Raw genomic sequence first — 19,699 nt, forward strand, 5'->3', positions numbered from 1 at the left:
AGGAATTCAAAATGCTCTTACATACGACATTAAATGGAACCGGCTCCCCCCTTCTCTTTCTTCATGCCGGACTTGAAACAGGTGAAACGGACTTTGTTTATCAGCGGGACATGCTGCAATCAAATTTTCAAGTTGTGACGATGGATTTACGAGGGCATGGCCGCTCTCAGCCTGCGAGTTTACATGCTTACGTTGAGGCATGCGCGGATGATGTTGCAGAAACGCTGCAAGCTCATCACATCAGGGCTGCTATCGTTATCGGCGCTTCACTGGGCGCACTCGTCGCCTTATGTTTTGCCCGGCGTAGTCCGGACCTGGTGACTGCCCTCGCTGTTCATGGAATCATCGCTGAAAAACCAGCTAATTGGTCTGAACTGCGATCTCAGGAGAACGCCCATTATAAAGCCCTTTTAGAAAACGAGGCGGCTGTCTCGCATTTCGACAGCCTTCATGGAGGAGGCTGGCGTGCTATTTTGCGTATGGCGCAGGATGACTACGATCCATTTGCTATTACGGGAAATGTTGCCGACCTTTCGATGCCGGTTCTTATTTGCGCAGGGGACAAAAATCTGAATGAAGCGAGCTCGCTGGATGTTTACAAAAAGCAGCTAACGTATGGCCGAACCGTTCTCGTATCAAATGCCGGCCATCTGGTTCATCAGGATCAGCCCGCTGCATATCTCACGGAACTCTTCTCTTTCATACACGATTACGGAGGAAACGATTCATGACTAAATATCTTATTCTCATTCTGCTTATAAGCGCCTGTCAGTCGGCGGAGACCTACGAGGGTTCGCCGCTTTCCATTGCGATAATCGGTGAGGAAACACCTGCCTCAGTTGAAGAAAACGATGCATTATCAGCAGAGCGTTATTCGCTGCCGCAGTTTGAAGAGGAGCGCCCGGACGGCTATGATGCGGGGCTCATTTTGGCCGATCAGCTGTCGGAAGCAGCCGATCCGGTCTATGTGGCGATGTACGAAGAAACCGAATTTACGTATGTGTTTGCTGAATCAGAGGCTGGTCCCCTCCCGTTTGTAGTCGATGCTTCCTATGAAACCGAAAAGCCGAAATGGCACGGCGGTACGGGTTTAATTTTACTGAAGCACGATGGCGACTCGCACTCCACGCTGCAGGTTCCGCTGCTGGACGATAACGGGGAGAGAAGAGAAGAGGAGGCCTATGAAGAAATCTGGGAGGCGGTTGACGAAGCTCGGTTCTGAGCGTTTCATTTAAGTATAAAACGGGAAAAATAGTGATACCAACTTGCAGAAAGGGGTTTTACCGATGTCTGTGCATATGAACGTGTATCTCAAGAATGAGAATGCCGCAGAGTCGCTCAGAACCAAGCTGCTGAGGTATCATGTCACGGATTTGTACATCGACGAACTGCCGGACGGCGCAGAGCTTCGTACCCCGTTTATTGCTACTGGAAGTATTGGCGGCACCCCGGGCAACGTGCAGGTGTTTACGTCGCTTCGAAACATTCGCAAGGACCGCAGCGTCAGCAGGCGTGACTATCCGCATTATTTGATTTCGTTCCGCGTGCCGGAGGAATACAAAGAGCAGGTGCTAAAAACAATTAAACAAGCAGACGGCTATATAGAAGAAAGCGTGGCGCAATAGCGTTGACGAAAGAAAGCCTGCAGGAAGGCGACCTTCCTGCAGGCATTTTTTATTCTAACGGCTGAGGATCAAGCTGAATCATCTGCCCGATGCTTATTTCGTCGGAATAGACAGAGTGGTTCATTTCAATCAGCTCATTTGCGGTTACGTCATGATACTGCCGTGCTATGCTGTGAAAGTTTTCGCCTTCATCGGCGTGATGATAAGCCCCGTCCGGAGCTGCGTCATCTACGGAAATTGGTGCTTCTACGACAACGTGCATGCCCTGCTGCAAGTCATATCGATCCACGTCTGCGTTCCAATTATCGAGATCGTCCGCTGTCACCTCGTCGTGCTCCGATGCGATGCTATAGAACGTTTCCCCTTCCTGGACAACGTGGGTTTCCACTCCGCTTCCAGCATCATCTGCAGCTGTGATCGTCAGCTGCTCTCCAATTTGCAGGTTGTACGGATCAGCGTCCGGGTTCATGTCCTGCAATTCATCCAGCGTCACAGTAGTGTTCGCTTCCGCAATGCTGTACATCGTCTCGCCTTCCGTTACCGTATGCGTCACGTCTTCTGCACTTACTGAAAAACCTCCGACCATCATCGTCGCACCCGCTGCGGCGAGCGTACCCGCCATTAGCTTCGTACGTCTCACAATTAGCCTCCTCGTTAAGATTAGTAGCCGCGTCTGAACTGGCTTAATCTGTGAAGCTATGAGGTTGTTAGTAATCCCATACCTTCTCAAAACTGGGATTAAACATGGAATTTTACAGATTTGTTACGAATATTGCAGTTTGATGACAGAAGCTTTTTAGATTGATTTGGCTTTCGGCGGGCCGAAAGCTTCCTTCTTTCGTTTGGATTGGGGAAAGTTATTAATTGTGGAGGGAATGTTTTCATCCTTGAGGGGAAACTTTTTAACCGTTGCGTCAAACTTATCATTTCCAAGCTCAACCTTATACGTGTTATCATCCTGCGTTCTTTATATCGAAAAACTTATCATTCTTGCCCCCAACCTTTTTATTTTGAAGGCTACTTTTATCATTTGATTGGAATCTATTTTCAGACGCAGGCTACCTTGAAAATAGCTCGTTCAACCAACGTATATCAAGCTGTTCCACTATATCCAAGGCTTGTTCTTGCATTCGTTTCACAGCGTTCTTGATTTTTATCTTTCATGGTGCAGATTGTCATTGCATAAGTGTCTCTGTAAAAAAGTTGACGTTTTTAGAGGCAAAGTTGAATATATTGCTCAACGTGTTAATCACTTATTCGTTATAACAGTCCCAGGTTGATGCTCGTAAACACTTGGCAGCCAATCTTAATCATTTGCGGAGCATAGTTGAAGCTTTGATGAGCAAGCTTAACGTTTTGTCTGGGAAAGTTAAACACTTTCACGATCATCTTCCCATGCAGAACCTGCCATCGCCGCCAAAAACGAAAAAGAGCCTCTGGATCAGCTCCAGAGGCTCCTTCCGCTAGCCTGCCTTTTTGGCTTCGAGCCGCTTCATGACAGAGCGGGTGATGGTCTTTTCAATTTCGATAATGGTAAAGATCACGACGCCGAGTACGGCAGGGATGATCCAGAATTCGATGCTGAGCGGCACCGTGCCGAATGCAGTGTTCATAAACGGCACGTACAAAATCAGCAGCTGCAGCAGGATCAGAACGCCGGAGACGAGAAACGCGACTTTGTTTTTAAAGAAATTGCGGTTGAACGCGAATCCGGTCTCGTTGCGGACGTTAAACAAGTGGAACATCTGCAGCATGACGATCGTATGCAGCACAACGGAATTGAGCAACGCCTGATCCGTCGTCTCCTGCAGCATCATGAGATAAAAGGCGAATGAGGTGCCGCCGATGAGCAGGGAAACGAAGATAATCCGGAACACGTAGTACGGCGTTAAGAGCGGTGTATCGATCGGACGCGGCGGCCGGTCCATAGCCCCCTTCTCAAGCGGCTCAAAGGCGAGCGCGAGAGAAACGGTGATCGCAATCACCATGTTAATCCAGAGAATCTGGATCGGGGTCACCGGCATGACGGCGGCGCCAAGCAGAATCGCAATGATGATCAATAGCGCCTGGGCGCCGTTTGTCGGCAGAATGAAGAGGATCGTCTTTTTCAAGTTCGCATACACGCGGCGGCCTTCCTCAACTGCGCCGACGATCGTTTCAAAATTATCGTCCACGAGTACCATCTGCGCCGACTCTTTGGCAACCTCTGTTCCTTTGATGCCCATTGCAACGCCGATATCCGCGCGCTTTAAAGCAGGTGCATCATTGACGCCGTCCCCTGTCATCGCGGAGACGTTGCCGTTTTTCTGCAGTGCTTTTACGAGACGAAGCTTGTTGTCCGGACTCGTGCGTGCAAAAACGTCGTTAGACAAAACGGCCTCATCAAGCTCCTCATCGGACATGGTATCGATGTCGCGACCTTCAACGCCGTTTGTGCCGTCCCCAATCCCGAGCTGATCACTGATCGCAAGCGCCGTATCGAGATGGTCCCCGGTAATCATCTTGACCCCGATGCCGGCACGGTGGCACTCTGCCACAGCGGCAACTGCTTCTTCCCGCGGCGGGTCGATGATCCCTGTCATCCCGAGCAGGCGCAGGCCGGACGTCAGGTCCTCATGATCGATCTCCGACGTCGATGCATCCACATCGATGACGCCTGCCGCGAGCACGCGCTCGCCCTGCGAGGTCCGGCTCTTCATCGCCTTTTCCCAGGAAGCACGGTCAAAGCTGGCGTCGGACGCTGCCATATCAAACAGCCGGTCCGGTGCTCCTTTTACAAAAATGCGGCGCTTGCCTTCCTCTTCGATCAATACCGCCATATACTTGTAATCAGAGTCAAACGGTATTTTCGAAATGGCTTTGTGTCTCGGGATCTCGGTGGCTGCTTTTTCCGCGACGGTTAACAGACAGCCTTCGGTTGGCTCGCCGCTCATCACCCACGTGCCGTCCTCCTCCTGATGAAGCGAGGCGTCGTTACACGTTTTCATTGCTGTGAGCAGCTCATACACCTCGGTATTGTCCGGCTCTACTTCTTTGTCACCATCCATGATGCTTCCTTCCGGGTCGTAGCCCGTGCCGGTTACCTCATAGGTGTCACTCGGTGTCATAAGCGCCGTTACGGTCATTTCATTTTTCGTAAGCGTCCCGGTCTTATCCGAGCAGATAACCGATACGGCCCCGAGCGTTTCAACAGAAGGCAGGTTACGCACAATCGCCTTGCGCTTGACCATGTTCTGCACGCCGAGCGCGAGAATGATCGAGATGATCGCCGGCAGCCCCTCCGGAATCGCAGCTACGGCCAGACCAACGATCGACAGCAGCAGATCAACCGGCGCATAGTCGCGGAAAAAGAATCCGAATGCGTAAATGAACACCGATGCACCGACGATAAACAGCGCGATCGTCTTGCCAAACTTATCCGTCTGGCGCATGAGCGGCGTTTTCAGCTCATCTACTTCATTGATTGACTCGTTGATTTTACCGATTTCCGTGTCTTCTCCAGTTGCAACGACAACTCCAACTCCACTTCCAGACGTGATCGACGTGCTCGAAAAAAGCATGTTCGTCTGGTCGCCGAGCACAGTGTCTTCCGGCAGCGCATCGGGCTGCTTCCGTGCGGATACTGACTCGCCGGTAAGTGCAGCTTCTTCCGCACCTAAATTGGCAGAAGAGAGAATGCGGATGTCTGCTGGTACTTTATCACCGGCATTCAGTACAACAATGTCTCCTGGAACGAGATCTGCGGCGCTGATTTCCTGACGTCTGCCGTCGCGAATGACGACAGCGTCCAGCGACAGCATGTTTTTAATCCCTTCCAGTGCTTTTTCGGCTTTGTTTTCCTGTAAAAACCCGATGGTCGCATTGATGACCGCAACGAGAACGATAATCGCCGTATCGATGTAATAGCCAAGCAAAAACTTGAGTACTCCTGCTGCCAGCAGAATGTAGATCAGAATATCGTTAAAGTGCTTGAAAAATTTTACGAAGATGCTCTCCGTCTCTTTTTCAGGCAGTTCGTTTTTTCCATAGGCTTCTAGCAGATGATCTGCATCGGAAGCGGAGATCCCCTGATCCTGGTCGGTGTGAAGCTCTCTGACAACATCATCAACGGATAGAGAAAACCACTTTTTGTTCATAACTCCTCCTTTTTAGTAAATTACCCAACAACATAAACAATTACTTATATATTTTATACCCGTTCATCATTCATTTATATACGTTTTTATACAAAAAGTTGTGAACAATTTATGTCAGACAAACCTTTCCATGTGAAGGTTTTGGCAATACAAACAAACCGTTTCGCTCGCATTTTTCTCGACCAAAATGTATACTTTATGTATATCATTTTCCGATTCCCGCCATTTATTCCAATTTTGAATGGAGGCTGAAGCGATGTCTTTTATTCCGTTCTTTGTCGGCATTGTGTTTATTGGCATTCATTTTCTCGCAAACGTGCTTCTGCCCTCCGAACGAATCAAGCGGATGAAATGGTTCTCGTTCTCGGGCGGACTTGCGGTATCGTACATTTTTATTTACCTGCTGCCGACGCTTCACCAGGAGCAGGCAGCGATCGAAGAACCCTACCGGCGTCTGACGATGGAGTCAGAGATTTACTTTATCGGACTGATCGGCGTTGTCGTGTTTCTCGGCATTCAGATCATGATCAGGCAAAATTACGTCTCGCATACGTCCTCGTTCTGGTCGGCGATCACGTTTTACGCGTTATATAATGCACTTGTCTCCTATACGGTACTTTCCTTTGAAGTCTACGGCATTCAGGCGATTTTTTACTGCTTCGCGATCGGGCTGCATTTTATCGCCGTCGCGCAGGACATGTGGCGCGAGTTTCCGGAAGAGTACAATAAGTACGGCAGATATGTCCTTGCTATTGGCATCGTTGTCGGCTGGATATTGGCGCTCACCACCGATTTCCGCCCTCTCGTAAAGTCCATTATCTTTGCTTTCGTAGCCGGGGCAATGATCTTTACGGTCTTTAAGCATGAACTCCCGGGAGAAAAGCAAATACACTTTCCGACCTTTGCCCTTGCCGTCATCCTCTACTCCGTTCTTACGATGTCACTGAAGTTTTTCTTCGAGTGGTAAATCAATTCAAAGAGCCCGGCAGAGGCGCTGCACGGGCTCTTTGATTATGCCTATTGGTTGTTTCCAGATATATAGAGGTTAACTATAAACATACAAACGATCGTGAAGATCTCGATAAGACAATTTAGAATGAGCCCGATGATGCAAACCTACAATCTATTGGTATCTTGATCAACCTGTTATCTATCCTATTTAATTCCTGTCTCTTGTACAAAAGACCAATTGGTTAGTCAACGTGAACAACAGGAGCATTTTTATAGTAAATCAGGCAGAGAATCTAAAATCTCATCCGGGTCAAAATGAACAAACCAGGTATCCGGGATTGCCGCATACATTTCTTCTCCTTCGTACTCAAAATGAATATTCCAAACTCCTTCGGTAAAAAAGATGAATTCTCCGGTGTCTGCATCGAAGTCTGCGCTCACAAAGTAATCGTCCCAGGAGGCGCCAGGCAACGTTCCTGACAGTTCCGCTTCCATGTCTTCAATATAGATCGTGTCCGGGGTGATCGTTTCAGTATCTTCCTGCAGCTGGTAATCAAACGAAACGTTACGACTGAACGCAGCAAACTCATCGTCCTCCTCAGCGTAGTCAGCGTTTTGCGCCAGGTGCGTCCCGCCTGCGTTATAAGGCTCTGCCGGTTCGGTCAGCTCGGATTCAATCGGGACATCGCCTTCGTAAGGAGATCCTTCTTCCAACGAGCTGCTTATGTACTGAAACAGCATGTCCGCCTGGTCACGATCTATCTCATCCGTATCACCGATCCCGGTTTGCTGCTGCGAACCGGTGGAGAGATCGATGCCATATTCCTCCCCGAGCGCCTGCATGTCCTCCGCCGGGTTATCCGAACAACCTGCAGCAAAAAAGATGAGAATCACAGAGCTGAAAGTAAGTGAGTTTTTCATCGTTACCTCCTGTATGTAAGTATATATTTCCATTCCCTCTCCATGGAAATAAAAACCAATTTTGAAGGTAAACAAGCTTTTTATTGGGTAAAAAGGCTTACTAATGGAGGCAGTTATGTCAGGTTGTTTAGACCTAACTGATTCGCTATACTTGGAAGCACAGTTGGATGAGTGGACGGATTGTTTCGCTCGTCAACTTAAGTGTTGTCGAACCTGCAAGTTGATTCCGAGGAATTTCGCTTCTATTTGACTGCGCTAAAGAAGCGACGTTAACAAGCATGAAAGGGGTGAAACCATGAATCGATTCAGCTATCTGATCCTGGCCGTACCGTTTTATCTTGTGCTGACCTTCGCGATGGTTCAAGTCGTGAATCGAGTCTTGCCCGTTACAGATACGTTTTTTCTACTGCTCTTTACACTGACGATCCTGCTTATCAACCTTCTCATCACGAAGCTGACGCTGGAGCGAGTGATCCCGCGGGCTGCGAAGCTGGTCTGAATCGGCTAAGCGACGAAAAAAGCCCGGATCCTGAACGAATCAGGAAACCGGGTGTCAGACAAGCATCTCCATCCCACCTGCAGCGGCTGCTCCGAGATAAAGATACCCGAGCATGCTTTTTCTGGAGCGCAGCTCGGCAACTCCAAATAAAAGGAATAAAAGCGGCACCGTGTTCATAAGCAGCTGTCCTAACAGATCGGAACGCTGACCTGTCAGCAATGCCACCGCGAGCAGAAGGAGCCAGCTCATGCCTAGCAGTTGATTACATACTCGCAGCGTCATAAAAATGCGATTCCGATGCTCACGGCTAAAGCCGCTATCGTGGCAAGAAAAAAGGCACCGGCGGTAAAGCCGTCTGGCAGGCTGCCTATTTTACGAATTAACGTTTTCTCCGTGATCGTCACCGCTGCATAAAGCAGCAGTCCCGGTATGCCGATGCCGCTTGCTGTAATAGCGCCGCCAAACAACAGCATCAGTGCGACAAACAGGATGGCGTAGGCAAATGCTGCATACGCTCCAGTGCTGACCGGACCTAGAACGCCAGCCGCTCGTTGTTCCATAAGCTATCCCCTTTCCAACAGGCAGATATTGATCATCAGCCTCGTTGTTGTCATTGTTCTTTTCAGTGTATCATCTTTCACTGGTATCTTTTTTCCTATTTTTTAATCCAGCTCCCCAATTGGTTCCATGTCATCGGTATACTGCTCGATCACCTGAAGCGGCTCATCCTCCGCTTCGTATACCCGGCTCTGTCCCGTTTCCATAGACGTGATCTCCATGTAGTCGTCGAAGAGATCGATGTTAAACATCAGCTCCTCCTCATAAAAGCGCAGCGTATACGCATAAAAAGGGACTCCGTCGGGAAAGTCAGTTTCCGTCCAGTCCGCCTCCCGAAAGGCAGATGCCACCTCCTCGATCTCTGCCGACTCTTCCAGCCTCACTGTCTGCTCCACCTGGCTTCCGCCTTCATCAAACTGATCGATGACGATCGCCTCCGGCTCATGATCACGAAACTCAGCAAGCGGATTTTGAAAATAATTCGGCAGAAGCGTTAACAGCACAACCGCTGCGATGACAACACCGCTGATCAAAAACACCTTCATCCCATCGCCTCCAGCAACTATTCATCACCTGTTCTATTAAAACGTTTTGTAGAAGAGTCATTTCATAAACTCTTTTCCAGCATATTCACCTGTCAAAGAAACTTCAGAGAATCTAAACGTACTGAAGCAGATGTCAATTCACTAATCATTGTGATTCGCTATTTAAGTTATATTCGAAATAATGCTTATGGGATTTTCTCACGAATATTTCCATCATTTCTTTATGGGATGTCTATTTCGAATGAATAACTTATTACTCCGAGCGTATTTTCTTCTTCGTCCTGCCAAGTAGCTACGATAGAATATATTGTATGTCCACTTCCTTGAATTACAAACTCATTTTCCTCAATGACATGGTCAGAATAAGTACTGTCTTCAGAGAGCGAACGATAATCTAAAGCATCTGGGTTATCCTCATGAAACGAAATCCCAATAACAGATCCAGCTTCTCCAACATAATTAAATTCCGATTCGATATAATTCGTTAAATCTGAATCGTATCTATCTATATCGTTTTCTTCACAACTCCCCCAGCAAATGATTCGTTGATCGTAAGTTAACCTCTGATCATCCAGTGTAATATCTGGCTGTACTAATTCTGGCTCTATTCCTTCAGGCTCTTGAGAAAGACTGCTATTATTCGTTTCAACTTCTGTCATTTCGTTACTTTGACCGAACGACATATTTTCCGTGCTGTTCTGATTATTGTCTTCATTATTATTACTGATCTCATTTACATTAGTACAACCGAATAATAGTAACAGTCCTAAACATACTAAATACAGGCGATAGTTCACACGATCCATTCCCTTCAGTTGACATTAATATTGAATCGCTCAATTGGGTTTCTTGAAAAATAATTGTATTTTTTCAATCACTATTCAGGACGAATTGATACTTCTTTAAATTAGTCCATTGATATGCTTAGTCAGAACCAAACTCAAATTCTACAGTTTCTTCAGTGATATCTATGCTTTCACGAGTTCCGTTCTCGATTTTATTCATATTCAATATCATATACTCACTTCTTAGGGTATACGTTTTTTCGGGATCAAATTCATAATTGATAGAGCTTCCTTCTTCACGTTCACCTGGATCTAACCGAATAGTATCGCCTTGTTCAACAAGCTCATCTTCAGGCTCAGAGGCTTTGAGCTCCTCATCTTTCCAAACGCCTATTCCAGATAAATACCGTCGATCAGTCAGATATACTTCAACTTCCGAATCGGATCGATTTTCTATCACTACTTGAGCACGAATTTCATTCTCCTCTACTGTGTATTCAAATCCATAAAATATATCCTCTGCATGTTTAAAGTATCCAGCATCATAATCCTCCTGATTGAAACATCCGAAAGTGAAGAAAGAAATGAATGTGACATAGCTTAACATTCGCATAGAAAAACTCCTTTATTACGTGTCCTATTTATTAATAGTTACTCTTATTTGCTTCCCCTACAATTAACAATTGTAACCATATTTACTAGATCAATACGTATTTCAGGCTACTTAAAAATCAATGAGGTACCGCTTCCTCTTTATTGAATTCATGTGCTAATCGAATTTGATTTACAATTAGAAATGCTGCTGTTGAGGTTTTATGAAGCACTACTCCTTTCCCTTTTATCAGCAGGCTGTCGTTAGATCGAGTAAGCCCGCGATGCAAAAAACCACCTCTATTACCTAGAGGTGGCTGGATTTGATCAGCGGATCGGTATCCAAATGTGAGACTCCACTTGCTCCGATTGTAAGTCGTCTGATGTGACGACGAGTATCTCCGGTCCTTCCCGCACTTCGTATCCGGAAGATGGCAGCCATTCGGCATAAATGCTTCCCCACGTCTGCTGCAGGTGCTCCGGAAATGCTCCTACTGAAGTAAAAACGGCCCATTTCCCAGCTGCAACTTCCAATGACGCATAGCCCTCGAGCGGCCTGTTTCCTGCTGTCCCTAAATACTGATCGAGTGATCCGGCTTCTTCCATCCTGCCTTCTGAAAAGTTAGCGGAAGCCTGTATGATTCCTTCCGGCTCCGCTAGACTGTGCTCCAGCAATTCCTCTGTCATTGAAGTCGTCAGTTCCTTGTGCATCTCTGCAATTTCTTCATTCTCGCCTTCAAACTGAATCGACACGCGCTTTTTCAACCCGTTAATATAAAACGCTTCTTTTTCTGTCAGTCTGTAATCCATCTCATTTCCTCCTTTAAGCTGCAGTTGGAAAGTCAGCTTCGGGAATGCTCTCATTCGTCCCGTTTTGCGGGATTCGCTTGGCGTAACGCCGTGCATCTGTAAAAAAGCCCGCGTGAATGCGTCCGGTGACTGATACCCTGACAAAAGGGCAATATCAATCACCTTCGCATCGGTCTGGTAGAGCTCGTTTGCTGCGATACTGAGCCTGCGCCGGCGGACATACTCAGAAAACGGCATACCTGCCAAAAAAGAGAACATTCGCTTAAAATGATATACTGTGGTGCCTGCAAGCATAGCGACACGTTCCTCATCAAGCTCCTCGTGCAAATGCTCTTCGACAAACGTCATCGCTTGATTTAATCGACTGATCGAATCCATCAGCTGACCTCCCTTCTGTAACCAGTGTAAAGCGAGTACATGAGAAAAACCCTGCAAAAGAGGACGAGATGATGCAGGATCCTCTTCCTTAAATCTCAAAATAATCGGTCAAAGAAATCGTTTTTTCATGGTTATACCAATGCTGATACGCTTTAAATATGGTTAGAATATCGTCGTCGGATCGTTCTACAAGTTCCTTCACGGTTAAAAAACTGCGCCAGTAGTCGAACATAATGCTCGTTAAGGTACCGCTGTAGCTCTCCTGACCAAACGTATTCAATGAGTGAGTGCCATACTGCTCCTGAAACTGAGAAACAAGCTCTGTTTCCACCTCGGTAATTTTCTGAAGTTCATCGTTTGACAGGAAGAAGCTGCGCGAAAGATAATCACACATCCCCTCTTCAAACCAGATACTATCTTCACGCGCATCCTCAAACCCGCCTGGAAACAAGTCCAGGTGGTGCGTCAGTTCATGCCCTGCGATCGTAAGCACCTGCGCCTCAGGCATCTGTTCATAGTATGGTCTGATTTCGGGTACATGTTTATCCTCCAGCTGCCGGAGAAACAACTGTCGCCAGCCATCTAAGTCAGGAGATATGTAAATCAAATTGCGGTTCGTAAAGGCCGGAATTGGCAGTTTGGAAAAAACAGTAGTAGCCAATTCCTCCGACGTCCATACGAACGCTTCGGGAGGTTCCTTCAGTTCAAAATTAGCTTCCAAATAGCACTGATAGTCTGAAAGCTTCTGAGTAAACCGGCTGATCCGAGCCTGATAACGTTCACTTTCTGAGCTTGATTCAAATGCATATACGTGTTTCATCACTTTACTCCCTTATAGGTGATAGCGGTTGATACGACTGATCGCGTACGACGACTGATTCCGGCTGAAAACAGATCAGTACATTCTCCTGCCCTAACGCTTGAAAGCGCGGATCCCATGCTGCTCGTTCCGGCCCCAGATACTTCGCTAAAAGCCTGTCTGCTCTTTGCTTGTCAAACGGCTTCACGTCAGCCGTTCCGCGAAAACCGATGTGAATGAACGTTCCGCTTGAAGCGTCAAAATCAACGATCCCCATTGCACAAGCCGCCGTTTGTCGAACACGCTCCGGAAACGTATCCCCAGCTGTGCCAATAATCCATAGTCGTTCTTTCTCCCACAAAAACCAAAGCGGTGAATCACGCGGTCCTTCTGGAGCACTCGTTGCCAAGTGAGCGACGAGCGGCTTTGCAAGCACTGCATCCAGATCAACACCGGTCCCGACGTCTCGAATAATCTTCATATGAAGCCTCCTTTATGTAGTCTCGTCTTCTTAAGAATTCGTTTCATTGTTTTTCTTCTTATTCCAATCATACGGCTTTTTAGCCCAGTCATTCAGCAGCATGAAAGCAACGATGACGGCAGCTGCCAGAATGGCTGGTGTCCAATCCGACTCCTCGAAGCGGATATAATTGTAGATGGAGCGGATCGTGATTCCGCCGCCGACAATTATAAACACAAACATAAATACGTTCTTCATCTGCACCGCCTCCTTCAAGGTAATACGCGGAAGACCGTCCGATTATTGCAACCGGACGGTCTTTTGTTAAATCAACAATAAAATCAGGATCAGGACAGCAATGATACCGAGCATCGCTTTCCAGCTGATACCTTGCATACTGCCTGTTTTAGCGCGATCAAAGCTGTCGGCTGCGTTGCCGCCAGGATGGTTTTTTCGTTCCTCGTTCACTTGCTTTTCCTGTTCATCTCGATGGTCCTTCATCCGTGACCTCCTAAGCGTCCGTGTTCATGAGCATCGTTTTTGCCATCTCCACATAGTCACTTTCACCAGACCGGATAGCGAACAAGGCGACCTGAATCGCGCCTGCTCCTGCAATCGCCTCAATATGAGGCAGCATCCAAGCAGAAACGTATCCCCCGGCACGCTCATAGTGAGCCAGCACCCGCTCCAGTGATGCTTTTCCAAACGTGTGATAGTGCGCGGTGAAATCCTGAGCCGGGTCGTGCACCGCTGCCTCTGTCCAATCGATGAATCCGGTCACTCGCTCATCGGCAACGATTAAAATATGCCCCGCATGCAAATCTCCATGAGTGAGTGCGGTTTCCTGCGGCCAATAGCGGTCATCCTCGATCCAGTCACGCCAGCGGCGGCTGTTTGCAGGCGCTGTGGTGAACTGTTTTTCCACCTGTTCCAGCTGCTGCAGGTACGTCTTTCGTACCTCCTGCATGGAGCGCTGTTCCGGCTTTGGAATCTGATGCAGTGATGCTACCGCCTCCGCAAAGCTCTTTTCATAGTTCTGCGTTACGCGTTCTGGATCCATGTTCCACACATATGCCTGTGCTTCTTTATCGATCACGCCCGCGGGCTTGCCAGGCAGCGCTTCGTACGCGATCAGCTCGTCTGTGACGATTTCCCAATTTGGGACAGCGAACGCCGCATACTGCCGGATATGTGCCAGCATGCTTCTCTCTTTTTCGATCCCATTCAGCACGTCCGGCCGGCGCGGCATGCGCAGCAGCCACGTTTTCCCGTACACGTCCTCTGCAGTCGCCGCTAAAAAGTCGAGTCCGGATTCATTTACTTGCATAGTATGTTCACGGAGCTCTAGACCGTGCTGCTTCGCTCGTTTTATAATCATTTCCATTCCCTATCTCCTCCTTTTTTTGTTTAAAAAGAAAGAGACTGCCACAGACGTCCTGCGTGCATCACGTGCATTGTCGAACCCTCCTTTGAATTGCGATCATTGCTTATACCTCTCCTACGAATGAACGGCGTCCACGTTTCATTCTTCCTCAATTTGGATGAAAAACGTATAGTGCGCGTTGTTCCGACTGTCGGGCCAGTCTGCATGAATCCCGAGCGGATAGCCTCCCGGTTCTGCAGGCATCGTCACCTGCTGCTCATCGACCTCGAGCGTTTCATCAGGAGCCCCGCCGTCCCACGTTTCAGCCTGCAGAGTCGGACTGGAGTCGTCATCGAAGCTCACGGTCACTTGCTCGCCGGGACGAGCCGTGAGTTCTTCCATATTCCTAGCTAATATAATTTCCGGCGGAGTTCCACTCTCGGCATCTTCAGCGCCTCCCGTCCATTCCCAACTGTACGTACCGAGCACTCCGGATGCTTGACTTTGAGCCGATTCCATTGCTGCATCAGGAGGCTGATCCTGACAAGCCGCCAGTAAAAGGATTGCCAGAACGGCAGCTGCTGCTTTTCCCATCTCGACCTCCGTCCTTTCTAAGTCGCCATTCGTTTATCAAGCACGTGATCGACCCCATAGAAAACAATGGAAGCCGCTATTCCAATGTAGAGCATTGGATGCGTGAGCATGTCATTCCAGCCGACGTACGCGATCCACACGTGAAACGGAAGAATAAAAAATGCGCCGAACATGATGTGGAGCGCCAGTGAAGTCCGTCTTCCCGGCGCGAAAAAATCCGCCGCAATCGAAGCAGGTATTGCATACACGAGCATGATAACGGTGATACATAACGTATAGACGACGAGCATGATGAACACGTCATTCCCGGAAGCAAGTTCGTCCATCCCCATCACTACGACCAGCGCAGCGAAGCCGGTAACGACCGCCGCTGAACCTTTTCGACGCAGCATCAGACTTCGCCCTCTCTGAATTTGATTAATTGACTGAACCAGCCCCCGCTTCTGGAGATGTTCTGAGATACTATCTATTTAATAAAATTCTTCCATTCGTTCTCTCGCTTATTCTGTTGCTTCTCTTTTCCCTCGAATCAGATAGAAAATCGTCAGGCCGGATAACACGGCCATACTGATAACCGCTGCCGGGCTTTTTGTAATAACACCAATCAGTACGACGTTCAGAATGAGCATGAGGCTGATCAACATAGTAGTCATATTCTATCTCCTTTCGCTGCTCCTATTCTGCACCTTATTTTACCATAACCAGTCTGTAGTTGCTTTGCGGTTCTTTCGCCACACTAAACAGTTGACGATCAGGAGCAGTCGTGCGAAAATAAGGTCAAACGCTTTACTTAGGTGAAGCGTTATTGCATTGTAGTGAATTGGAAACGATTGCAATTTTGAAGGAGGCACCTTTTATGGTAAAACGCATTCCGGCGCATTTGCGTCAATATACGGTAAAGCAAAACTACGAGAGCTATACGCCGATCAACCATGCCGTGTGGCGCTATGTGATGCGGCAGAATCACGAGACGCTGAAGGATCTCGCGCATGAAGCGTATACGGACGGACTGACGGCTTCCGGTATTTCCATTGAACAGATTCCAGACGTTGCGGAAATGAATGAAAAGCTTGGGCGATTCGGCCTTGGAGCTGCAACGATTGACGGGTTTATCCCCGGCGTTGCATTCTTTGATTTTCAGTCAAACGGTATCCTGCCGGTCGTGGCGGAAATCCGCAAGCTGGAAAACATTCAGTACACCCCGGCCCCGGATATGATCCACGAAGCTGCCGGGCACGCCCCGATTCTGGCGGATGAAACCTATGCAGCGTATGTAAAACGCTTTGGCGAAATCGGGAAAAAGGCAATTGCAACGAAGGAAGAGCACGATGTGTTTGAAGCCGTGCGCACCTACTCCAACCTGCTGGAAAAAGGCAGCGCCACCGAAGAGCAGCTGGAGGCGGCACAAAAAAACATCGCTGAAAAAGAAGCGCTCGTACAAGGCGAATCAGAAGCCGAGCTGATCGGACGTCTCTACTGGTGGACGGTGGAATATGGCTTAATCGGCACGCTTGAGAATCCGAAAATTTACGGTGCCGGCCTGCTTTCCTCGGTTGAAGAGGGCGGCAACATTTTAAGTTCGGAAGTGGAGAAGGTCCGCTACGACGTGGATCAGGTGGTCGCTACCACGTTCGATATCACAAAGCCGCAGCCGCAGCTGTTCGTGACGTCCTCGTTTGAGGAGCTCATGGAAGGGCTCGAGCAGTTTGCTGAGACGATGGCGTTCCGCCGCGGCGGCACCGAAAGCGTCGATAAAGCCGTTGCTTCCGGCAGCACGGCGACGATTGAACTCTCGTCCGGCCTCCAGATTACAAGCACGTGGGCGGAGGGTGAGCGGGATGCTGACGGTGAGGTTGTCTACCTGCAGGCTTCCAAACCGACAGCGCTTGCCGTCGAAAACTACGAGCTGAAGGGGCACGGCCGCAGCACGCATACAGACGGCTACGGCACGCCAATCGGACGACTGGAAGACGGCAGCGCGTTAGAGGACATGTCAGAGGAGCAGCTTAAAGCAGCCGGTATTCAAACTGGCCGTGAAACGACGCTTCGCTTTGCGTCTGGCGTGACGGTTTCCGGAACGGTGCAAAACGTCCTGACCAATGACGGAACTCCACTGCTGATTCAGTGGCAAGATGCCAGCGTCACTCTCGGCGAAAAGCGTCTCTTTGAACCGGACTGGGGCGACTTTGACATGGCGGTTGGCGCAAAGGTGGCGTCTGTTTTCGCCGGAGCCGCCGACAGCGAAGCGTACTTTGGCGAAGAGCTTCCCGCGGAATCGACGCTCGCGCACGAGCAGGAGGAAACCGCACTGGATGAGCTTTACGGCCGCGTCCGGACTGTCCGTGAACAGTCAGCGGCTGACGGCACTCCTGAGCTGCAGGAGGTGCACGACCAGCTGCGTGACTATCCGGAGGATTGGCTGCTTCGTCTGGAGATCGTGGAAATTCTGGAAGAAACCGAAGCCGATCCGGAGCTGCTCGAAGCAGTGAAAAACGAACTGCACCAGCTTCAGGAAAGCACAAACTCCCTCAGCAAGCTGATCCGCAACGGACTGTTTGTAGCAGAAAAAGCACCGTTGAAAAAATAAGCCAAGCAGCGTCCTTAAGGGGCGCTGCTTTGTTTCATTGATGGAAGGATTGAGTGCTGTTTTGCAGGAGATTTCACGATCAGGCGCTGGCCCGATGTCCTTCTTAAAGTTGAAAGTTGCTTTCAATCGGTTTTAAGTTCGTTTTGGGAATGCTTAAGTCGTTTTATTCGTTTTAACCTCCTGTTACGTTGCGTAAGTTACTTTTGTGGGACGTTACGTCCCTTTCAAGTCGCGTTAAGTTGCTTTTCGCCGGAGTTAAGTTACTTTTTAAGACGGTTGCCTTTCGGCGCTCTGCCGAAAGCCCCTCCTTCACTTAACGACTAAAAAACCGGCGGTCTGCTATCTGCCGGAACTTTCCTGCTGTTTTTATGTATCGTCATGATCAATCTCTCGATCACCAGATGGACAGTGTTTAGCACCACGTGAAGCCCTTTGCGGTGAGCATGATGAACACCTAACAAATCAATCTGACGAACAGTGGTATTTGCTGCTTCAGTGGTTCACCAAACACCAGGAACGTCGTCGAGAATCCCCTGTGGATCGAGCGTGATAAACCAGTCGTCCAATATGGTAAAGTGCACTTCTTCTCCTTTGTATAAGAAGTGTATCTCCCATTCGCCATTCGTGTAAAATTCGACCTCCCCGGTCTCTTCGTCGTAATTGCCACTCGTGCCTCTGTCCACCCAGTTAAATCCAGGCATTCCGGTTGAATATGCATTAGGGTCGATGATATGGATCGTGTCAGGTGCGACTTCTTCTGCCCCCTGCTCGAGATCATAGCTGAACGATATGTGCCGTTCAAAGCGGTGATCCTCCTCAGATACGTGTTCTTTCCGAGTTATTGTCTCAGCACCGCTTGAGCCAGCGTCTACCACAGGCTCTCCCAGCTCCGGTGTGAATGGTACATCACCGTCGCCTTCCTCTGTGCCATCTTCCAGCGCGGAACGGATGTATTGAAATAACTGCTCTGCCCCATCTTCATCAAGATCGGCCATTTCGTCACTCTCCATGTCGGTATTTTCTAAGACCTGCACCTCCAGTCCGTACTCATCTCCAAGTGCTTTGATTTCCTCTTCTGGCGAGTCGCTGCATCCGGTTACGAAAAGCAGGGCGCTGCCTGACAGGATAAGAGTGTATTTGATAAGAATCTCTCCTTTTTAGTCATTCTGCATAAAAATTGGACACATGCCCCGTAAGCATGTATTTGATCGCATTAAGCAATGGTTTGATTATTCAGTGTGCATAAGTCTATTCATTCTCTAAAACTTGCACCCGCTCCGTCAGCAGTTCCATTTGCTGCTGCAAGCTTGATACTTCCTGCATGTATTGAAATAAAAGCCATGCACTTAAGCAGAGCAGTCCGATCACGAGTGGCATAAAGAGACGGCTTTCCCGGTTTACCGGCTTCATGAGCAGCTGAACGGCGAGCAGTGTGCCTGTCGTGATCGCGCTGAAAAGAATCGATTCGATGTTGTACGGGTGATAGCGCAGCATTTCCCAAAGCAGCTGTGCCGTCGTATCGTCCTCCGGAATTAGAATGGTCGTCTCGTGAATCACCTGCCAGCCCCTGCTGCATGCTGATTACGTTTACGCTGGAAGAGTAATATAGATGGAAGGTATGAGGGAGTAAAAGAAGACGACCAAAAGCAGCAGGCCGACTCCACAACTAACAAAACTATGTGTTTTCATCCGGACACACCTTTTTTGCATACGCTTTCTTTTCCAAATTCTGTTATACTGATTTTATTAAGAAATGAAAGGGAGTGAAGCGTATGGAATATCGGGATCCGATCGGTGACATCATCAAACATGCTGATGCTGAACCAAAACAAAAAGGGAAGCGCCTTTCTGCTGAATACCGGAGCATGGACGTCTATCAGCAGTTTCAGAAGACAGCCCGTGAGCAGGGTTTCCTGCCGGAATGGGTCAAGGTGCGCAAAAAGGTGCACGCAGCTCTCCTCCAGGCAGAAACAGATGCAGACATCGATAACGTGAATTTTCTCATCCGGCTCTATAACCAGAAATGTCCGTCCCAGCTGCAGAAAGGCCTCGTCACGCTTGAGTCCAAAACATGGGCGCTCTCAAACTGGGAGTAGC

General features: G+C 48.6%; 26 protein-coding genes. 7 read left to right on the forward strand and 19 right to left on the reverse strand.

Annotated features, from left to right (window positions below; translation table 11 throughout):
• The first annotated feature begins 11 nt into the window (after positions 1 to 11).
• The 3 genes from ACFO4L_RS11405 (at position 12) to ACFO4L_RS11415 (ending at position 1,625) form a co-directional block, all read left to right on the forward strand.
• Positions 12 to 731: an alpha/beta fold hydrolase gene (locus ACFO4L_RS11405; RefSeq protein WP_377909800.1), complete on the forward strand. Its 720-nt coding sequence runs from the start codon at positions 12 to 14 to the stop codon at positions 729 to 731.
• Positions 728 to 1,222 (forward strand): hypothetical protein, encoded by a 495-nt coding sequence (locus ACFO4L_RS11410; protein WP_377909801.1) that lies wholly within the window; start codon positions 728 to 730, stop codon positions 1,220 to 1,222. Before ACFO4L_RS11405 ends, ACFO4L_RS11410 begins: the two co-directional genes overlap by 4 nt.
• 64 nt (positions 1,223 to 1,286) lie before the next feature.
• The gene (locus ACFO4L_RS11415; RefSeq protein WP_377909802.1) at positions 1,287 to 1,625 is read left to right on the forward strand and encodes a hypothetical protein; all 339 of its coding nucleotides are present in this window, start codon (positions 1,287 to 1,289) and stop codon (positions 1,623 to 1,625) included.
• Positions 1,626 to 1,674: 49 nt separating this feature from the next.
• Here ACFO4L_RS11415 and ACFO4L_RS11420 read toward each other — a convergent pair whose 3' ends face one another.
• Both ACFO4L_RS11420 and ACFO4L_RS11425 read right to left on the reverse strand, forming a co-directional pair.
• Positions 1,675 to 2,265, reverse strand: a complete 591-nt coding sequence (locus ACFO4L_RS11420) for a lytic transglycosylase (RefSeq protein ID WP_377909803.1) — start codon at positions 2,263 to 2,265, stop codon at positions 1,675 to 1,677.
• A gap of 823 nt (positions 2,266 to 3,088) precedes the next feature.
• Positions 3,089 to 5,761: an HAD-IC family P-type ATPase gene (locus ACFO4L_RS11425; protein ID WP_377909804.1), complete on the reverse strand. Its 2,673-nt coding sequence runs from the start codon at positions 5,759 to 5,761 to the stop codon at positions 3,089 to 3,091.
• A gap of 256 nt (positions 5,762 to 6,017) precedes the next feature.
• On the opposite strand from ACFO4L_RS11425, the gene ACFO4L_RS11430 reads away from it, so the two are divergent.
• On the forward strand, positions 6,018 to 6,728 hold the full coding sequence (locus ACFO4L_RS11430; RefSeq protein ID WP_377909805.1) for a hypothetical protein: 711 nt from the start codon (positions 6,018 to 6,020) through the stop codon (positions 6,726 to 6,728).
• Between the two features lie 254 nt (positions 6,729 to 6,982).
• Here ACFO4L_RS11430 and ACFO4L_RS11435 read toward each other — a convergent pair whose 3' ends face one another.
• Positions 6,983 to 7,633, reverse strand: a complete 651-nt coding sequence (locus tag ACFO4L_RS11435) for a hypothetical protein (protein WP_377909806.1) — start codon at positions 7,631 to 7,633, stop codon at positions 6,983 to 6,985.
• A gap of 295 nt (positions 7,634 to 7,928) precedes the next feature.
• On the opposite strand from ACFO4L_RS11435, the gene ACFO4L_RS11440 reads away from it, so the two are divergent.
• A complete protein-coding gene (locus ACFO4L_RS11440) occupies positions 7,929 to 8,132 on the forward strand; it encodes a hypothetical protein (RefSeq protein WP_377909807.1) in 204 nt (67 codons plus the stop codon).
• A gap of 54 nt (positions 8,133 to 8,186) precedes the next feature.
• On the opposite strand, the gene ACFO4L_RS11445 is transcribed toward ACFO4L_RS11440, so the two are convergent.
• The 14 genes from ACFO4L_RS11445 to ACFO4L_RS11510 form a co-directional block, all read right to left on the reverse strand.
• Positions 8,187 to 8,414, reverse strand: coding sequence for a hypothetical protein (locus ACFO4L_RS11445; RefSeq protein ID WP_377909808.1), 228 nt, complete (start codon positions 8,412 to 8,414; stop codon positions 8,187 to 8,189).
• Positions 8,411 to 8,692 (reverse strand): hypothetical protein, encoded by a 282-nt coding sequence (locus ACFO4L_RS11450; protein ID WP_377909809.1) that lies wholly within the window; start codon positions 8,690 to 8,692, stop codon positions 8,411 to 8,413. The genes ACFO4L_RS11445 and ACFO4L_RS11450 overlap by 4 nt, the downstream gene beginning before the upstream one ends.
• A 102-nt stretch (positions 8,693 to 8,794) precedes the next feature.
• Positions 8,795 to 9,235, reverse strand: coding sequence for a hypothetical protein (locus ACFO4L_RS11455; RefSeq protein ID WP_377909810.1), 441 nt, complete (start codon positions 9,233 to 9,235; stop codon positions 8,795 to 8,797).
• A gap of 221 nt (positions 9,236 to 9,456) precedes the next feature.
• The gene (locus tag ACFO4L_RS11460; protein WP_377909811.1) at positions 9,457 to 10,032 is read right to left on the reverse strand and encodes a hypothetical protein; all 576 of its coding nucleotides are present in this window, start codon (positions 10,030 to 10,032) and stop codon (positions 9,457 to 9,459) included.
• A gap of 127 nt (positions 10,033 to 10,159) precedes the next feature.
• Positions 10,160 to 10,633 (reverse strand): hypothetical protein, encoded by a 474-nt coding sequence (locus ACFO4L_RS11465; protein WP_377909812.1) that lies wholly within the window; start codon positions 10,631 to 10,633, stop codon positions 10,160 to 10,162.
• A gap of 305 nt (positions 10,634 to 10,938) precedes the next feature.
• Positions 10,939 to 11,799: an AraC family transcriptional regulator gene (locus ACFO4L_RS11470; protein WP_377909813.1), complete on the reverse strand. Its 861-nt coding sequence runs from the start codon at positions 11,797 to 11,799 to the stop codon at positions 10,939 to 10,941.
• A gap of 88 nt (positions 11,800 to 11,887) precedes the next feature.
• Positions 11,888 to 12,619: a collagenase gene (locus ACFO4L_RS11475; protein ID WP_377909814.1), complete on the reverse strand. Its 732-nt coding sequence runs from the start codon at positions 12,617 to 12,619 to the stop codon at positions 11,888 to 11,890.
• A gap of 4 nt (positions 12,620 to 12,623) precedes the next feature.
• A complete protein-coding gene (locus tag ACFO4L_RS11480; protein ID WP_377909815.1) occupies positions 12,624 to 13,079 on the reverse strand; it encodes a pyridoxamine 5'-phosphate oxidase family protein in 456 nt (151 codons plus the stop codon).
• 30 nt (positions 13,080 to 13,109) lie between these two features.
• On the reverse strand, positions 13,110 to 13,316 hold the full coding sequence (locus tag ACFO4L_RS11485) for a hypothetical protein (RefSeq protein WP_377909816.1): 207 nt from the start codon (positions 13,314 to 13,316) through the stop codon (positions 13,110 to 13,112).
• 66 nt (positions 13,317 to 13,382) lie between these two features.
• Positions 13,383 to 13,559 carry a DUF6366 family protein gene (locus ACFO4L_RS11490; RefSeq protein WP_377909817.1) on the reverse strand — a complete coding sequence of 59 codons (177 nt, stop codon included), beginning with the start codon at positions 13,557 to 13,559 and terminating at the stop codon, positions 13,383 to 13,385.
• A 10-nt stretch (positions 13,560 to 13,569) separates the two neighbouring features.
• The gene (locus ACFO4L_RS11495; protein ID WP_377909818.1) at positions 13,570 to 14,442 is read right to left on the reverse strand and encodes a macrolide 2'-phosphotransferase; all 873 of its coding nucleotides are present in this window, start codon (positions 14,440 to 14,442) and stop codon (positions 13,570 to 13,572) included.
• Between the two features lie 138 nt (positions 14,443 to 14,580).
• On the reverse strand, positions 14,581 to 15,015 hold the full coding sequence (locus ACFO4L_RS11500; RefSeq protein WP_377909819.1) for a hypothetical protein: 435 nt from the start codon (positions 15,013 to 15,015) through the stop codon (positions 14,581 to 14,583).
• Positions 15,016 to 15,032: 17 nt separating this feature from the next.
• Positions 15,033 to 15,407 (reverse strand): hypothetical protein, encoded by a 375-nt coding sequence (locus ACFO4L_RS11505; RefSeq protein ID WP_377909820.1) that lies wholly within the window; start codon positions 15,405 to 15,407, stop codon positions 15,033 to 15,035.
• A gap of 108 nt (positions 15,408 to 15,515) precedes the next feature.
• Entirely contained in the window at positions 15,516 to 15,668 is a 153-nt protein-coding gene (locus tag ACFO4L_RS11510; RefSeq protein WP_377909821.1) for a hypothetical protein, read from the reverse strand.
• A 203-nt stretch (positions 15,669 to 15,871) separates the two neighbouring features.
• Here ACFO4L_RS11510 and ACFO4L_RS11515 point away from each other — a divergent pair, with 203 nt between their 5' ends.
• Positions 15,872 to 17,602: an aromatic amino acid hydroxylase gene (locus tag ACFO4L_RS11515; RefSeq protein ID WP_377909822.1), complete on the forward strand. Its 1,731-nt coding sequence runs from the start codon at positions 15,872 to 15,874 to the stop codon at positions 17,600 to 17,602.
• 500 nt (positions 17,603 to 18,102) lie between these two features.
• Here the strand turns inward: ACFO4L_RS11515 and ACFO4L_RS11520 are convergent, their stop codons facing one another.
• Positions 18,103 to 18,636 (reverse strand): hypothetical protein, encoded by a 534-nt coding sequence (locus ACFO4L_RS11520; protein WP_377909823.1) that lies wholly within the window; start codon positions 18,634 to 18,636, stop codon positions 18,103 to 18,105.
• Between the two features lie 214 nt (positions 18,637 to 18,850).
• Complete coding sequence (locus ACFO4L_RS11525; RefSeq protein ID WP_377909824.1) at positions 18,851 to 19,159, reverse strand: hypothetical protein; 309 nt, start codon at positions 19,157 to 19,159, stop codon at positions 18,851 to 18,853.
• A gap of 215 nt (positions 19,160 to 19,374) precedes the next feature.
• Between ACFO4L_RS11525 and ACFO4L_RS11530 the strand changes: the two genes are divergently transcribed.
• Entirely contained in the window at positions 19,375 to 19,698 is a 324-nt protein-coding gene (locus ACFO4L_RS11530; RefSeq protein ID WP_377909825.1) for a hypothetical protein, read from the forward strand.
• Position 19,699: the final 1 nt, after the last annotated feature.

This window comes from Bacillus daqingensis, from assembly GCF_042654445.1.
Lineage (GTDB): Bacteria > Bacillota > Bacilli > Bacillales > Salisediminibacteriaceae > Alkalicoccus > Alkalicoccus luteus.

What these genes read in the sequence shown, in the direction of transcription:
- ACFO4L_RS11500 (WP_377909819.1), bottom strand. Translation starts at nt 15,015, where the DNA reads ATGGGAAAAGCAGCAGCTGCCGTTCTGGCAATCCTTTTACTGGCGGCT.
- ACFO4L_RS11495 (WP_377909818.1), bottom strand. Translation starts at nt 14,442, where the DNA reads ATGGAAATGATTATAAAACGAGCGAAGCAGCACGGTCTAGAGCTCCGT.
- ACFO4L_RS11470 (WP_377909813.1), bottom strand. Translation starts at nt 11,799, where the DNA reads ATGGATTCGATCAGTCGATTAAATCAAGCGATGACGTTTGTCGAAGAG.
- ACFO4L_RS11415 (WP_377909802.1), top strand. Translation starts at nt 1,287, where the DNA reads ATGTCTGTGCATATGAACGTGTATCTCAAGAATGAGAATGCCGCAGAG.
- ACFO4L_RS11455 (WP_377909810.1), bottom strand. Translation starts at nt 9,235, where the DNA reads ATGAAGGTGTTTTTGATCAGCGGTGTTGTCATCGCAGCGGTTGTGCTG.
- ACFO4L_RS11485 (WP_377909816.1), bottom strand. Translation starts at nt 13,316, where the DNA reads ATGAAGAACGTATTTATGTTTGTGTTTATAATTGTCGGCGGCGGAATC.
- ACFO4L_RS11445 (WP_377909808.1), bottom strand. Translation starts at nt 8,414, where the DNA reads ATGACGCTGCGAGTATGTAATCAACTGCTAGGCATGAGCTGGCTCCTT.
- ACFO4L_RS11490 (WP_377909817.1), bottom strand. Translation starts at nt 13,559, where the DNA reads ATGAAGGACCATCGAGATGAACAGGAAAAGCAAGTGAACGAGGAACGA.
- ACFO4L_RS11405 (WP_377909800.1), top strand. Translation starts at nt 12, where the DNA reads ATGCTCTTACATACGACATTAAATGGAACCGGCTCCCCCCTTCTCTTT.
- ACFO4L_RS11430 (WP_377909805.1), top strand. Translation starts at nt 6,018, where the DNA reads ATGTCTTTTATTCCGTTCTTTGTCGGCATTGTGTTTATTGGCATTCAT.
- ACFO4L_RS11440 (WP_377909807.1), top strand. Translation starts at nt 7,929, where the DNA reads ATGAATCGATTCAGCTATCTGATCCTGGCCGTACCGTTTTATCTTGTG.
- ACFO4L_RS11410 (WP_377909801.1), top strand. Translation starts at nt 728, where the DNA reads ATGACTAAATATCTTATTCTCATTCTGCTTATAAGCGCCTGTCAGTCG.
- ACFO4L_RS11515 (WP_377909822.1), top strand. Translation starts at nt 15,872, where the DNA reads ATGGTAAAACGCATTCCGGCGCATTTGCGTCAATATACGGTAAAGCAA.
- ACFO4L_RS11465 (WP_377909812.1), bottom strand. Translation starts at nt 10,633, where the DNA reads ATGCGAATGTTAAGCTATGTCACATTCATTTCTTTCTTCACTTTCGGA.
- ACFO4L_RS11435 (WP_377909806.1), bottom strand. Translation starts at nt 7,633, where the DNA reads ATGAAAAACTCACTTACTTTCAGCTCTGTGATTCTCATCTTTTTTGCT.
- ACFO4L_RS11425 (WP_377909804.1), bottom strand. Translation starts at nt 5,761, where the DNA reads ATGAACAAAAAGTGGTTTTCTCTATCCGTTGATGATGTTGTCAGAGAG.
- ACFO4L_RS11505 (WP_377909820.1), bottom strand. Translation starts at nt 15,407, where the DNA reads ATGCTGCGTCGAAAAGGTTCAGCGGCGGTCGTTACCGGCTTCGCTGCG.
- ACFO4L_RS11450 (WP_377909809.1), bottom strand. Translation starts at nt 8,692, where the DNA reads ATGGAACAACGAGCGGCTGGCGTTCTAGGTCCGGTCAGCACTGGAGCG.
- ACFO4L_RS11475 (WP_377909814.1), bottom strand. Translation starts at nt 12,619, where the DNA reads ATGAAACACGTATATGCATTTGAATCAAGCTCAGAAAGTGAACGTTAT.
- ACFO4L_RS11510 (WP_377909821.1), bottom strand. Translation starts at nt 15,668, where the DNA reads ATGACTACTATGTTGATCAGCCTCATGCTCATTCTGAACGTCGTACTG.
- ACFO4L_RS11480 (WP_377909815.1), bottom strand. Translation starts at nt 13,079, where the DNA reads ATGAAGATTATTCGAGACGTCGGGACCGGTGTTGATCTGGATGCAGTG.
- ACFO4L_RS11530 (WP_377909825.1), top strand. Translation starts at nt 19,375, where the DNA reads ATGGAATATCGGGATCCGATCGGTGACATCATCAAACATGCTGATGCT.